Origin of the sequence: Candidatus Tisiphia endosymbiont of Nemotelus nigrinus, assembly GCF_964026475.1 — a bacterium.
Classification (GTDB): domain Bacteria; phylum Pseudomonadota; class Alphaproteobacteria; order Rickettsiales; family Rickettsiaceae; genus Tisiphia.
In genome coordinates, this window is sequence record NZ_OZ032151.1 from 1,245,334 (window position 1) to 1,258,416 (window position 13,083).

Annotated in this window: 13 protein-coding genes; 6 read left to right on the forward strand and 7 right to left on the reverse strand. The window is 33.4% G+C overall.

Annotated features, from left to right (window positions below):
• Nucleotides 1–6: 6 nt before the first annotated feature.
• The 4 genes from AAGD39_RS05895 to AAGD39_RS05910 all read right to left on the reverse strand — a co-directional run bounded on the left by AAGD39_RS05895 (nt 7) and on the right by AAGD39_RS05910 (nt 2,958).
• Nucleotides 7–669, reverse strand: coding sequence for a hypothetical protein (locus AAGD39_RS05895; protein ID WP_341756446.1), 663 nt, complete (start codon nt 667–669; stop codon nt 7–9).
• Entirely contained in the window at nt 650–1,351 is a 702-nt protein-coding gene (locus tag AAGD39_RS05900) for a uroporphyrinogen-III synthase (protein ID WP_341756447.1), read from the reverse strand. Before AAGD39_RS05900 ends, AAGD39_RS05895 begins: the two co-directional genes overlap by 20 nt.
• On the reverse strand, nt 1,348–2,610 hold the full coding sequence (locus AAGD39_RS05905; RefSeq protein WP_341756448.1) for a M16 family metallopeptidase: 1,263 nt from the start codon (nt 2,608–2,610) through the stop codon (nt 1,348–1,350). The genes AAGD39_RS05900 and AAGD39_RS05905 overlap by 4 nt, the downstream gene beginning before the upstream one ends.
• Before the next feature lie 114 nt (nt 2,611–2,724).
• A complete protein-coding gene (locus tag AAGD39_RS05910; RefSeq protein WP_341756449.1) occupies nt 2,725–2,958 on the reverse strand; it encodes a type II toxin-antitoxin system Phd/YefM family antitoxin in 234 nt (77 codons plus the stop codon).
• Between the two features lie 482 nt (nt 2,959–3,440).
• Between AAGD39_RS05910 and dapF the strand changes: the two genes are divergently transcribed.
• From dapF to mrdA, 5 genes are all read left to right on the forward strand, one after another.
• A complete protein-coding gene (dapF, locus tag AAGD39_RS05915) occupies nt 3,441–4,250 on the forward strand; it encodes a diaminopimelate epimerase (RefSeq protein ID WP_341757249.1) in 810 nt (269 codons plus the stop codon).
• Nucleotides 4,243–5,490: a tRNA (N(6)-L-threonylcarbamoyladenosine(37)-C(2))-methylthiotransferase MtaB gene (gene mtaB, locus AAGD39_RS05920; RefSeq protein WP_375359771.1), complete on the forward strand. Its 1,248-nt coding sequence runs from the start codon at nt 4,243–4,245 to the stop codon at nt 5,488–5,490. Before dapF ends, mtaB begins: the two co-directional genes overlap by 8 nt.
• 291 nt (nt 5,491–5,781) lie before the next feature.
• Complete coding sequence (locus AAGD39_RS05925; protein ID WP_341756451.1) at nt 5,782–6,738, forward strand: NAD(P)H-dependent glycerol-3-phosphate dehydrogenase; 957 nt, start codon at nt 5,782–5,784, stop codon at nt 6,736–6,738.
• Complete coding sequence (locus AAGD39_RS05930; protein ID WP_341756452.1) at nt 6,735–7,262, forward strand: hypothetical protein; 528 nt, start codon at nt 6,735–6,737, stop codon at nt 7,260–7,262. The genes AAGD39_RS05925 and AAGD39_RS05930 overlap by 4 nt, the downstream gene beginning before the upstream one ends.
• A complete protein-coding gene (mrdA, locus tag AAGD39_RS05935) occupies nt 7,252–9,033 on the forward strand; it encodes a penicillin-binding protein 2 (RefSeq protein WP_341756453.1) in 1,782 nt (593 codons plus the stop codon). Before AAGD39_RS05930 ends, mrdA begins: the two co-directional genes overlap by 11 nt.
• A gap of 234 nt (nt 9,034–9,267) precedes the next feature.
• Here mrdA and AAGD39_RS05940 read toward each other — a convergent pair whose 3' ends face one another.
• Together AAGD39_RS05940 and AAGD39_RS05945 are read right to left on the reverse strand one after the other, a co-directional pair.
• Complete coding sequence (locus AAGD39_RS05940) at nt 9,268–10,170, reverse strand: Rpn family recombination-promoting nuclease/putative transposase (protein ID WP_341756454.1); 903 nt, start codon at nt 10,168–10,170, stop codon at nt 9,268–9,270.
• Nucleotides 10,171–10,222: 52 nt separating this feature from the next.
• Nucleotides 10,223–10,351: a hypothetical protein gene (locus AAGD39_RS05945; protein ID WP_341756455.1), complete on the reverse strand. Its 129-nt coding sequence runs from the start codon at nt 10,349–10,351 to the stop codon at nt 10,223–10,225.
• Nucleotides 10,352–10,379: 28 nt separating this feature from the next.
• Here AAGD39_RS05945 and AAGD39_RS05950 point away from each other — a divergent pair, with 28 nt between their 5' ends.
• The gene (locus tag AAGD39_RS05950) at nt 10,380–10,610 is read left to right on the forward strand and encodes a hypothetical protein (RefSeq protein WP_341756456.1); all 231 of its coding nucleotides are present in this window, start codon (nt 10,380–10,382) and stop codon (nt 10,608–10,610) included.
• A 420-nt stretch (nt 10,611–11,030) separates the two neighbouring features.
• Here AAGD39_RS05950 and AAGD39_RS05955 read toward each other — a convergent pair whose 3' ends face one another.
• Nucleotides 11,031–12,800: an ABC transporter ATP-binding protein gene (locus tag AAGD39_RS05955; protein WP_341756457.1), complete on the reverse strand. Its 1,770-nt coding sequence runs from the start codon at nt 12,798–12,800 to the stop codon at nt 11,031–11,033.
• Nucleotides 12,801–13,083 lie beyond the last annotated feature (283 nt).

Consider the following 13,083-nt stretch of genomic DNA (forward strand, 5'->3'; position numbering starts at 1 on the left):
TTTACTCTACGAATTCTTGTTATAATTTTCTTGTTGTAATTCTTCTGAATAAAAGAAATTAATAAAATAATCTAGATTTCCTATTATTTTTAATTTCAAATTTTCTTTATCTTTAAGGTTACTGGATTTTTTCTCAATTTTAATAAATTGTTTAATCCAACAATCGGTTGTTGGAAAAATCTTTACCAAACCTAAATTATTATCAAGTAAATAATTTTTATTATAATTATCCAGGTCTAGCAAAATATTTTTTATTTTTACAGGTAACTCTATAGTTTTAACTTGGTAGAGTTGTTGGGTATAATCTTTGTCTTGTAGGAAATTCATTATTAGAAGGTTGATATTAAGCAAGTAATTACTGTAAACATTAGAGGGGGTTTTAGACTGTTCTTTAGATTGTTCTAGTTGTTGGTTCAATGAGGTGTTCGCAAAGGAATCTTCTTGATGCAAACTATTATCTCCCTGGGATACGTTGTTTTCTAAATTAGTGGTATTTGCAGTGCTTGCTTCTTGTATAGTTGCTTTATTAGATAACTCAGAATCTGTCTTTCTATTATTTAAAAAAGTCATATAAGTTACCGATATGGCAAATAACACAACTAAAATAATTGTAAAAATAATAGGGTTATTCCTGCGAACTTTTATTATATTAGTTTCTGACTTGTGCATTATTTTGGGCATGATAAATTAATAATTCTAACATTTGCTGTGGTTGTCCATTATCACAATAAACCACATTTTTGCTAAAAGAGCTAATAATATTTGCCACTTTTTTACTTATAGTAATAACTAAACTATTAGCTAGGAGTTTTAGCAGATTATTTTTTATTAATAATTCAAGAAAAGTCTTAGTGCTGTTCTGTGAATATAGTAGAATAAAATTGATGCCCTTTTCAATTTCTGCCATTTGCTGCAGCTTAGTTGCATATTTTACCTGATAAATAATGTGCCTTTTAATTGCCTGGGGTAAATCTTGGGTGATTTCATTTGACGATAAATATATGGTTTGGTCGTATATTGCTGGCGGAATGTTTTCTAATAGATTTTGTATGTTGCTAGCAACATATTGTACTATGAGGTTATTTTGCTCTAGAATTATCCTTGATGAATTGCCTACTATCCACATGTTCTTCTTTGCAAGATTTTGATGTCCAGCTAGGATTTTAGCAGCAAATTTACTAGTGATAATTATATTGGGATAGTCGTGCAAAAGGGTGGCATCTAATGGTAGAGTTTGATATTCCACTAAAGGACAACATATATAGTTAAACCTACATTCATAATTACGCTCCAATTCTCTAATAATATCATAATTATCTTCTAAGCTTCTAGTTAATAGCACCGACTTCATAGAGCCAGATCATCGGATAATTTTTGGTAATCTATGGCAAGTGGGTTAGGACCAATAATAGATAAAGTAGGTTTGCTAACAAATATTTTGTTAGCAATATTTATGATATCTCGGCTTGTTATATTCATAATATGTTCAATAGTTTCCTCAACAGGTAAATATTTGCCGAAAACAGCAAAATTCTTACCAATCTCTTCTGATTTATAAGAGGAATCCTCTTGGGCTATATAGATGCTAGTTTTTAATTGTATTTTAGCTCGATCAATTTCTGAATCTTTGATATCTACAGAAATATTATTAATTTCACTGGCTAATTGTTCTGCAAGGAATGGTAGTTTATCATGACCAGTGGAAACGTATATGCCAAAAATCCCACTATCATAGTGTGAACTATTATAACTACCAATTGAGTAGGCAAGTCCAAGCTTTTCTCTGATATGTTGAAATAATCTTGATGACATACCGTTACCAAGTATTAGTGACAGAGCTTGAGTATGATATAATTGCTGTATGTTAAAATAGGGTACACTTTCGAAGCCCAAAACTAAGGTAGTTTGCTCAAGATCTTTAGTAATAACACTATGCCCCCCAGTATATCTAGCTTTCTCAAAATGACTATTTGGTTGATCTTTTAATGAACAAAATAATTTTTCAGCAAACTCTACAACTTGTTGATGTTCAATATTTCCTGCCACTGATAAGTAAATATTTCCGGCATTATAATGTTTATCAATATAATTGCTAAAATGTTCTTTATCAAATTTTGCCAAACTATCATAAGTTCCCAAAATTGACCTACCAAGTGCTTGGTTTTCATAAGCACTACTATAAAATTTCTCATGAATAAGTTCATCAGGATTATCCTGCACACAAGCCATTTCTTGCAAAATTACCTGATATTCTTTAGCTATCTCTTCTTCTGAAAAAACTGAATTTTGTACAATATCTGCCAGTATCTCTAAAGCGGTATAGCAATTCTCACTCAATATTTTTGAGTAATAAACAGTCTGTTCATGACCAGTATATGCATTAAATTGTCCTCCTATCGAGTCAAATTCTTCGGCAATTTGCTTAGCAGTTCTAGTTGTTGTTCCTTTAAATGCCATATGTTCAAGAAAATGGGATATGCCTATTTCTGAAGATTGTTCATAACGGCTACCTACATTGACAATAAGATTAATAGCCACAGAATTTATATTAGGCATATGGTAAGTAACAACAGTTAGCCCATTGTTAAGTTTGCTTGAGTTGAAAGTCATTTTATTACTTGGTTTATTTGTTTTAAAGAGCCTTATGCAAAATGTTTACAGTTTCCTGAATGCGTACTATTGCATAACATTGGTAAAGTATGAGTATCAAGTAAATAACTCACTCTAGTTCTTTCTTAAAGCTTGATAATAAATTTTGTGGTAATTTATCAAAATCTTCAGCAATTTTAACTTGCCCTTTCCAAGTTCCAGCTCTACGGGGAGATGATGGAGTTCTATATTTACTAATTTAACTGCTGGTCTAGCTGCTTTACAAATAATAATATCTTCTCCTTCTTGTGCTTTTTTTATTAAATCCGAAAGATTAGTTTTTGCTTCATATATACTTGCTATTTGCATTTCTTCCTCTAATAAAACTTAGTCTAGTCTAGATTAAGTTTTATTATATGTCAATATAGGGAGCGTATTTTCATCCTGAATTCTGCCGTCATCCTAAATCCTAGCGTCATTCTGAACTCGTTTTAGGATATATATACACTTAGCAAGATCCTGAAATAAATTCAGGATGACGCCTAACTCTACCCCATTTAGGATGATTCTTAGACTGCAATTAGTACAATATTACTACAATTTGCATTTTGAATTTATAATTGCTGTAAGTCTATTTATTTACTACATATTTTTACATATATTTGCTATAATAATTATAGTTAACCCGATCAGTATTTAGCCATAACAAACTGACGTCATTGCGAGGAAGTGCGGGTCGACGCAATCCATCTAATCACTTTTCTGGATGGCTTCGTTGCTAATGGACGTTTATGAAGTGTGGCTTAATGTTAGTCGGTTTAGATGTAAGTTCAAAAACTAGAAATATTCTCGTGTTAAAAAAAATCAATTTTGCTAAAATGCATGGTTTAGGTAATGATTTTGTGATTATCAATCAGCGTGATTTACCTAAAAATTATGATTTACAGCAATTATCACTAAATATCTCCAATCGTCGTACAGGTATTGGTTGTGATCAGTTTATTATTTATGATCAAAAAACCAATTACTATGAAATGACTGTATATAACCAAAATGGCTCAAGTGCTAAATTGTGTGGCAACGCATCGAGATGTCTTGCCAAACTGATATATCTTGATTCTGGTATCAGAGAAATCACTTTAAGAATATATGGAAAAGAATTGTCTTGTAAGATACTAAGTGATAACGAAATCAAGGTGGATACTGGAATAGTTAGTTTCGAAGAAGATTGGATGCCTCCAGCCGAAAGGATTTGGCCAATTATGGAACGTTATATGATTGACATCAAGGAAGTTATTTGTGCTGATATTGGTAATCCACATTTTGTTATTTTTAGTGATTTAGCTACTAAAGATAAAGAAATAATTGGAGAAAAATTACAAGGAAAAGAATTATTTGTTGATGGAGTTAATGTTAATTTTGCTTCAATCAAGGGTAACAAAATTTATTTATCGGTTTGGGAAAGAGGAGCAGGCTTAACTCTTGCTTGTGGCAGCGGGGCATGTGCTAGTTTTGCTTCGGCAGTAAAGCTAGGCTTTATTAGCTCTCCTTGTGAAGTGGTATTTCAGTTAGGTAGTCTACAAATGTCAAAACAAGGTGAGAATATAATGATGGTTGGTTCTGCTGCTTTAGTGGCACGTGGAGAGTTTCTTTATGGCTAAATCACAAGAAGTTGTAACTTTTGGCTGCCGATTAAATATTTATGAAAGTGAAGTGATTAGAACTAACCTAGCTCTTTCTGGCTTAGAAAATGTTATGGTATTTAATACTTGTTGTGTCACTAAGGAAGCTGAGAAACAATCACGTCAAGCAATTCGTAAAGCTAAGAAAAATAATCCTGATGTGAAAATTATTGTTACTGGTTGTGCTGCTCAGAATAACCCAGCTATTTTTGCTAATATGGTTGAGGTTGATAAAGTAATTGGTAATGAGGAAAAATTGATTGCTAGCAATTATCAATTTACCGAAGAAAAAGTGGCAGTAAACGATATAATGTCTGTTGCTGAAACTGCTAATCATCTGGTGGCTAGTTTTGATGGCAAATCTCGTGCCTTTATTCAGGTGCAGAATGGTTGTAATCATCGTTGTACCTTCTGTATTATACCTTATGCTAGAGGAAATAGCCGGTCAGTACCGATGGGGGTGATCGTACAGCAGTTAAGGACATTAGTAGCCAATGGTTATAATGAAGTAGTATTTACTGGAGTTGACGTTACGGCATATGGGCCAGATCTGCCAGGAACTCCAACTTTTGCTCAGATGATTAGAAGGATTATCGGGCTGATTCCAGAGCTAAGAAGACTTAGATTATCTTCTATTGATGTAGCTGAAATCGATGATGATTTGTTCGATCTGATGGCTTATGCTCCGCAAATTATGCCGCATTTTCATATTAGTCTACAAGCGGGGGATGACATGATACTTAAACGTATGAAACGCCGCCATAATCGTCAGAATGTTATTGATTTCTGTCATAAATTACGTAATTTAAGAGCAAATGTATCATTTGGGGCAGATATCATAGCCGGTTTTCCGACGGAAAATGAGACAATGTTTGAGAATACAAGAAAACTTATCTCTGAGGCGGATTTGCAATATTTACATGTTTTCCCTTATTCTGAACGCGATGAAACTCCAGCTGCCAGAATGCCGCAAGTAGCAAAATCCGTTAGAAAAGCCAGAGCAGAAATTTTAAGGGTAACAGGGGAGCAACAATTACAGCAATTTTTCCAAAGGAATGTAGGACACGAAGTAGAATTACTTGTAGAACAAAATAACATGGCTCATACAGAAAATTTTATTCCAGTAAAATTGCAAGGTAGTTTTGATGTTGGGCAAATTATTAAAGCTCGGTTAGTTGCTATAGAAGGTAATCACATGATTTCAGAAATTTTGGTATGAAAATTGCTATAGCTAACCCGAGAAGGTTTTAGCCACTAGTATACTTCCGTCATTGCGAGGAGCTACTTTAGTAGCAACGAAGCAATCTATTTCTAATCACTTTTTGGATTGCTTCGTTGCTACTAAAGTAGCTCCTCGCAATGACGGAAGTATACTAGTGGCTAAAACCTTCTCGGGTTAGCTATATAATACCTCATGGCTTTCTGAACACTATTTTAGCTCTCCGTTTACGAGGAGATGACAAACATTGCCTTAGATCAACTATGGCTAAACACTAATTGAGTTAGTTATATGAAAAAATTTAAAAATATTGCTGTCTATGGTGGTGGTAGTTGGGGAACTGCACTAGCTTGCCAGGTGGCAAGATGTTATGAGGATGTCTCGATATTGGTGCGTGAGAATAATATTATTGAGGAAATATTAAATAATCGAACTAATAGCAAATATCTTGGTTCTGATATTATCCTTCCTAGTAATATAACTCCTTGTAGTAATTTATCAGACATCTTAGATAAAGAAGTAATAATTATTGCAGTACCATCTTTTGTTTTCCAGGAAACTTTGAAGATATTAAAAGATGCTGGGATATCTGACAACGTGGTGTTATTAGTTGCAACTAAGGGATTTGGTAGAAACCCTACGGAGTTATTATCTGATAAAGTAAAAGCCATATTGCCAGCTAATCCTTTAGCCTTTATAGCTGGACCTAACCTAGCTAAAGAAGTTGCTCAAGATTTATTAACTTCAGTTACCATTGCCTCTTTAGATGTTAATCTTGCTAGACGACTAGCAATTAGTTTAGCATCGCAACAATTTAAGGTTACCATAACTGACTATGTGGTAGTGATGCAAGTAGCATCGGCTGTTAAGAATATTATAGCAATAAAGAGTGGTTGGTATGATGCAAAAGGTTATGGACAGAATGCGAAAGCTGGTCTTATAACCCAAGGGCTTCAAGAAATAAAAATGTTGTCTGAGGCAATTGATGGAGAGTTTGGGGATGCTTCTATTTTATGTGCTCCAGGTATATTAGGGGATTTGGTGTTAACTTGTTATTCTAAAGAGTCGCGAAATACTAGATTTGGTTATGAACTTGGTAAGAATTTGGATGTTATAAATTTTTTAAACCAAAATTTATACTTAGTGGAAGGGCTAGAATCTGCTAGACTGGTATTGGATCTCATAAGAAAATATGACCTAGTATTGCCAGTTATTGAGTCAGTAATCAAAGAACTGAAAATAGCATGAGATTCTTTAGCAAATTATTACAAATAGTCAGTAAAATAATATTATTAGAATTTTGTTTATTATTGGTGATATTTCCGCTAGAAAATTTTAGAATTAATGCAAAAACTGTTATTTTCCCAGCTTTTGAAGTTAGTTTACTTTACTATTTTTCTACATTTTATCATATTGGTTTTTGGCTAATATTTTTAGTAGGAATAATTTTTGACCAATTATATTCTATGCCAATTGGTACAAATTCCTTGGTTCTCATAACTGCTCACATAATTTTACAATTTGCCGGAAAATTTTTTATAGTTAGAAGTTATTTAACCAATTTTCTAATTTTTTGGTTCTATTATTTTTTTATATTACATTTTAGATATTTGCTAATTTTAACTAAAGGCTTAGCTTCCCAAGGGTATCTTGCGATGTTAATGCATTATCTCACCACGATATTCTCTTATAATTTACTACGAATTCCACTTGATAAGGCCTTGTCCCTCAAGCCTCAAAGAATTGTTGTCAAAGATAAGTATGCTAAATAATAAAATATTACATAACCAATTAATATCAAGACGAGCTTTTCTCGTAGGTTCAGGAAAACTGACATTATTTTCATTATTGGCTGGAAAAATGTTTTACATGCAGTTATTTGAAAGTGATAAATATCGTACTCTATCTGACAAAAATCGTATAAGTTTTATTCTAGTTCCGCCCTTCAGGGGGCAAGTTTATGATGTTAATGGTAATGTTCTAGCTACAAATAAAACTTGTTTCAGGTTATTGCTTGATATGCATAATGGCAATGATTACAAGCAGGAATTAACTTTAGTAGCAAATATCTTACAACTAACTGAGGAAAAACAAAATTACATTAATCAAAAAATAAAAAAAGCCAATAGACGTATTCCTTTACCTATACTAGACAATCTCACTTGGCAACAAATGTCACTCATTGAAGAGCAAAAGTTAAATTTAACTTCTATTTTTGTAGATGTTGGATATGTAAGATTTTACCGTTTTTCAGAAGCAGCTTGTCATGTGATAGGGTACACTGGGCAGATTAATGAGCAAGAAAAACAAGAATTAGAAATTAATAATTTAGGGGATTTTAATATTGGCAAATCTGGTGTAGAAAAATATTATGAAGAAAAATTACGTGGAAAATTTGGTTATAAGCAGATAGAAGTAAATGCTTTAGGCAAACAAGTTAGAGAAATCACCAGTCTTCCAAGTCAGCCAGGAGATGACTTGCATCTAAATATTGATATAGAGTTGCAACAAAAAGTGCAGTCTTATTTAAATAAACAAGGTTGTTCCGCTATAGTTATCGATACCACTACTGGTAATGTGTTGGTGTTGGCTATGTCGCCGGTATTTGAGGCCAATAATTTTATAAAATTGTCTCAAGATTATTGGCAAAGTTTAATTAATGATCCTTATAAACCGTTGATTAATAAGGCAATACAAAGTACTTATCCCCCTGGCTCTATTTTTAAAATTATCACAATTTTAGCTGGGTTAGAAAGTGGAATTAAGCCGGATAAAACGGTTAATTGTACTGGAGAATCAGTATTAGGTAATAATAGTTTCCGGTGCTGGAGTCGTCATGGTCATGGTACAGTTGATATGTATAATTCCATTAAACATTCTTGTAATTCTTATATGTATGAAATATCTCGCTTAACAGGTCATAAAAGAATATTAGATATGGCGAGAAATTTTGGTTTCGGCACAAAAACTGGTATTGATTTGACTGGAGAAGCATCAGGTTTTCTTCCTTCAGAAGAATGGAAAATGAAAAAGTTTAACTCTAAATGGACGATTGGTGATACTTTTAATTTATCGATAGGGCAGGGGTTCTTATCAGCTACTCCAATCCAGTTAGCTAGGTTTGTAACAGCAATTGCTAGTAATGGGAAATTGTATAACCCGAGAATTGCTAAAGATATATCAGTGTTTGACCAAGTCAATATCAATCAGAAATATTTAGATATTTTAAAAGAAGGTATGTATAAAGCAGTTAATACCGAAGGAGGGACTGCCTATTATAGTAGAATTTTGACAGAAGGGCGTCAATTAGCTGGTAAAACAGGTACGGCCCAAGTACAAGCAAAAGCTAATATAGATGATGATTTAAGTAGTAAATCAGTTATTTGGCAAAGGCGTAACCATGCTATATTTGCCGGGTTCGCTCCCTATCAACAACCTCGTTACTCTATTCTAGTCTTTGTCGATCATGGTGGAGGCGGAGGCAGGGCAGCAGCTCCTATAGCCAGTAAAATTATGACTATGGTGCTTGATAAATATAGCTAACGAGATTAGCAGAGGCAAGTAATTTTGCTTTCCAGTTTGAGATACCTTATATTCACTACTAATCTCCACTACACTTTTTGTTATCACTGATTAATTCTATAGCTAACTCAGCCTTAAATCCTGGTTCATATTATTTCTTCCCGACTTCCGCAGTTTTTGATAAGGTCAAAGGTTGGAAGGGGCATGGATATAAGGGTTACAGATTTTTAGGCACAGCATTATTTGCTCATCTGCTTATTCTTCTTTCAACTGTTCTATTTCTTCAATAGTTAACCCGGTAAATTCAATGATTTCATCCATTGGCTTTCTTTTAGTCAACATTTTTTTTGCCACAACTATAGCATTTTCTTTAATACCTTCAGCTTTACCTCTAGCTTCAGCATCTTCAATTTTTTGCTGTTCTACCGCTAAATTATCAAGACGAGCTTTGGTCATTTGTTCATAGGTGTTAAGCTCTGCCTCTGACCAGCTAGCTTGGTCTACCGCTTCAAAGGCTCTTCTAATAATTTCATCTTTACCTATTAAATGCTCTATTTCTGTTAATGTTAATTTACTATCTCCGGCATGCTTAAAAAAGTACACCCACTTTTCTTCTATAGTCTTCAACTCATCTACAGCTTTGTTGAATTTTGCTAACTCTAAAAATACAAAGTAAAAATCTTTTAAATCATGGGCATAGCTCTCCGTATCTAAAAGACGATGTTCTGATTTCCAATGTTTTTTATCTTCAAACATCACAAAATCTGCTATTGCTAAAAATATTACTCCTTTTAATTTGGCGTATACTGCCAATTTCTTATGCTTCTCATCTTCCTCAACTCTTTGCTGAGAATATGCTTTAGCAGCATAAAATTGAGCTCTTTTTTCAAACCCTGGGTGTTTGCTTACCTGCATCTCCACTATGAATTGATTACCGTGTTGATCTTTACATAACACATCAACAATAGACTTTCTATAAATAGCAATATCAGGGTCTTGGATAGTGGGTAAAAACGTCACCTCAATTATTTTCTCATTTCCTTCACACTTAAGAACATCATTTAAAAAATGCACAAGTATATCTTTGTTCTTTTCCGTACCAAAGATTTTACGAAAACAAAAATCATTTTTAGGATCAAGAAACTTTGATAAAAACATGTAATCCAACCTCTTAATTATTATTAAATGTTATCTTTATTTATCTGGTTCATTAGCCCATTTGAGCTGAACCCTTTATGCTTATTTTACCATCTTCTTTACTAAAAAGCTTGCAATAAATTGATTTTAATGGCTCTTTTGTTAGTAAATTTGGTAGGGATGAGTTAATTGATAGTTTCATTTGCTCCTTACCATTGGGCTTATTAGACTTGCTGCATAAATCAAAGATAGTTGAGGGATTTTTAGGAGAAACGAAGCCGGCTACCTTCGCGTACACAGACGTACGTGAGGAGCGGAGGCGAGTTTCGACGACAAAATCACCAACTAGATTGACTTATGCAGTAAGTCTATTGTGCCTAGTAATACATAACCCTTATATCCATGCCCCTTCCAATTTCGGGCTTTCTCAAAATTGCGGAAGTCGGGAAGAAGCAATCTAATGAATTTGGATTGCCGCAACTACTACGTGGTTTCGCAATGATATATGTACTATACTCGTCATTGCGAGAAAGACCGTAGGTCGACGAAGCAATCCCATAAAGTAACTAAGAATGGATTGCCACGACCACTCACGTGGTCTTGCTAATAGCGCTGTGCTATTTTCCCTATGGCTTTCAAACTTCATGCGTAAGGTTAATACTTATTTTTTCCTTTCAATTTATTTGTTTTTTAACAAATTTACTCGGATTAATCTATTTTTTTTGTTCCTATTTTATGGGGGCATTATATTAATGGATTTTTTAGCGAAAATTAATAAGATTTTTTCCGGAATAGTATACCTATTTTAAAAAAATCTTATAATTTGCAGCAAAAAAGACTTTATTCACCAATTGAATAAGCTTTATTAAGTGTCTAGGAAGTTAATCCATTTGTTTATACGGTAAAAATCCTCTATATTGTGCATCCCAAAGAGTTTTATATAGCCCTCCTTTAGCGATTAATATAGCATGAGTACCGTCTTCCACAATTTTGCCACGCTTGAATACTAAAATACGATCCATATGCAGCAATGTTGATAAACGGTGGGCAATGACTATAGTTGTAGCATTACTGGTTTCCAAAACTTCATCAATAGATTTTTGAATTAGAGCCTCGGTTGGTGAATCAAGTGCCGATGTTGCTTCATCTAAAATAAGGATTGGTGCATTTTTTAAAATAGCTCTAGCAATTGCAATCCTTTGCCGTTGCCCGCCACTTACTTTTACCCCTCGTTCACCAACTATTGAATGGTAACCATTGGGCATTCGTAGAATATCATCATGTATTCTAGCTTTTTTACATGCTTCTTCAATCTCTGGTAAAGTAGCATCATATTTAGCTAGCTGCAAATTTTCTAGAATAGAACGATGAAACATCGTAATATCTTGCGGGATTACTGAAATATTGCTTCTTAGCGACTCTTCCGTTACCTGTGAGATATCATATCCATCAACTAAAATAGCTCCGCTTTGCAAATTGAAATATCGGAGTAAACATTTGATCAAGGTAGTTTTTCCAGCCCCTGATGTACCAACTATTCCGATCCTTTCTCCAGCTTTGATATGCAATGTAAGATTGTCAAATATATTATCTCCACCACTACCATAGTTGAAGGTGACATCTTGATATTTAATATCCCCTTTGATAGGAGGAAGCAGCTTAGCATTTTCTGCATCGGTAACATCTGAGATAGTATTAATAAAGTTATATGAAGATTTGATGGCAGCAATTTTGGGGTTGATGGAAAATATTATATTGTCTAATAACTGATCAATCGCCCATTCAATGTTAAAAGTAATTATTATACTAACGGCAGAATCACCAGCAGTGATTTGTCCAGTTTTGTATAAATATGCTGTCACAAATATTTGGGCTGCTGCCAATAGAGTAATTAATATGCTATCGGTTAAATCTACATAATAAGCATCATATACCCGAGTTTTTCGATCCCAACCTTTCCACTTATCAATGGCAGGTAGGAGCTTTAATTTCATCTCTGTCCAAACATTGCCAATAATTTTAATACCAAAAATGTTGGCAATAGAGTCGTTGATAATGCCTACTGCTTCTTGTCGTGCCTTAACATATTCTTCTTGCAGCTGCATTTGTTTTTGGAGCAAAACTGACAATATTGGTACATATACTGCAATAAAAACAATTAACACTCCAGCGATCTTATAATTTATTGTACACAAAAATATTATGCCAATTATAACAGCTGTAAGTTGTGCCAAAGAACGATAAAGAATAGTAGTAACAGTTATAATAGCATCTTGGAAATCAGCAATTTTACTGGCAATTTCTCCTGATAAATGGGAATCAAACCAATGCAAAGAATGTTTCATAGTCTTGTTGTAAGTATCTTCAACAATTTCAGCCAGCATCACTGGCTTATATTTAATATCAAAAAGCCTGCCAATAAAATACATTCCGTGGTACGTCATTTTATATAATACGAACAAGATAAGAAGTAGGGTAACATTATCACTTGGATTCTTGGCAATAATATCAATAATTTCTCTAACTTGATAATTAACAAAAGTGCTAAATAGAGCAACCGAAAGAGCTATAAAGATACGGCTAGCTAGGTATATGCGGTATTTGTAAGCCAAGCAGTATAAATATGATTTTAGTTGGTAGTTTGAGCCCATAAAAATATTTCTTCTAGATTATGCAAAAATGCACTTTATTATAGCAGGTTATACTCCCCCACTAAGTGTTTTTTTAGGATTTTTTAATTATGACTGCATTTGCTAACAAAGTAATTGTCTGTAAATAGAATATAAATGTCTTTAATTATAACAGACCTATGTTGCATCAGGACGTTGCTAAGAAAGACCTCTTTTTGTTATGGCAAATGGGTAAATGTATACGGGTTATCTATACATAAATATGTTACTTTTTCCATTATCAATAACATTATGGTATTTTTAA

What these genes read in the sequence shown, in the direction of transcription:
- AAGD39_RS05895 (WP_341756446.1), bottom strand. Translation starts at nt 669, where the DNA reads ATGCACAAGTCAGAAACTAATATAATAAAAGTTCGCAGGAATAACCCT.
- AAGD39_RS05900 (WP_341756447.1), bottom strand. Translation starts at nt 1,351, where the DNA reads ATGAAGTCGGTGCTATTAACTAGAAGCTTAGAAGATAATTATGATATT.
- AAGD39_RS05905 (WP_341756448.1), bottom strand. Translation starts at nt 2,610, where the DNA reads ATGACTTTCAACTCAAGCAAACTTAACAATGGGCTAACTGTTGTTACT.
- AAGD39_RS05910 (WP_341756449.1), bottom strand. Translation starts at nt 2,958, where the DNA reads ATGCAAATAGCAAGTATATATGAAGCAAAAACTAATCTTTCGGATTTA.
- mtaB (WP_375359771.1), top strand. Translation starts at nt 4,243, where the DNA reads ATGGCTAAATCACAAGAAGTTGTAACTTTTGGCTGCCGATTAAATATT.
- AAGD39_RS05925 (WP_341756451.1), top strand. Translation starts at nt 5,782, where the DNA reads ATGAAAAAATTTAAAAATATTGCTGTCTATGGTGGTGGTAGTTGGGGA.
- AAGD39_RS05930 (WP_341756452.1), top strand. Translation starts at nt 6,735, where the DNA reads ATGAGATTCTTTAGCAAATTATTACAAATAGTCAGTAAAATAATATTA.
- mrdA (WP_341756453.1), top strand. Translation starts at nt 7,252, where the DNA reads ATGCTAAATAATAAAATATTACATAACCAATTAATATCAAGACGAGCT.
- AAGD39_RS05940 (WP_341756454.1), bottom strand. Translation starts at nt 10,170, where the DNA reads ATGTTTTTATCAAAGTTTCTTGATCCTAAAAATGATTTTTGTTTTCGT.
- AAGD39_RS05945 (WP_341756455.1), bottom strand. Translation starts at nt 10,351, where the DNA reads ATGAAACTATCAATTAACTCATCCCTACCAAATTTACTAACAAAAGAG.
- AAGD39_RS05955 (WP_341756457.1), bottom strand. Translation starts at nt 12,800, where the DNA reads ATGGGCTCAAACTACCAACTAAAATCATATTTATACTGCTTGGCTTAC.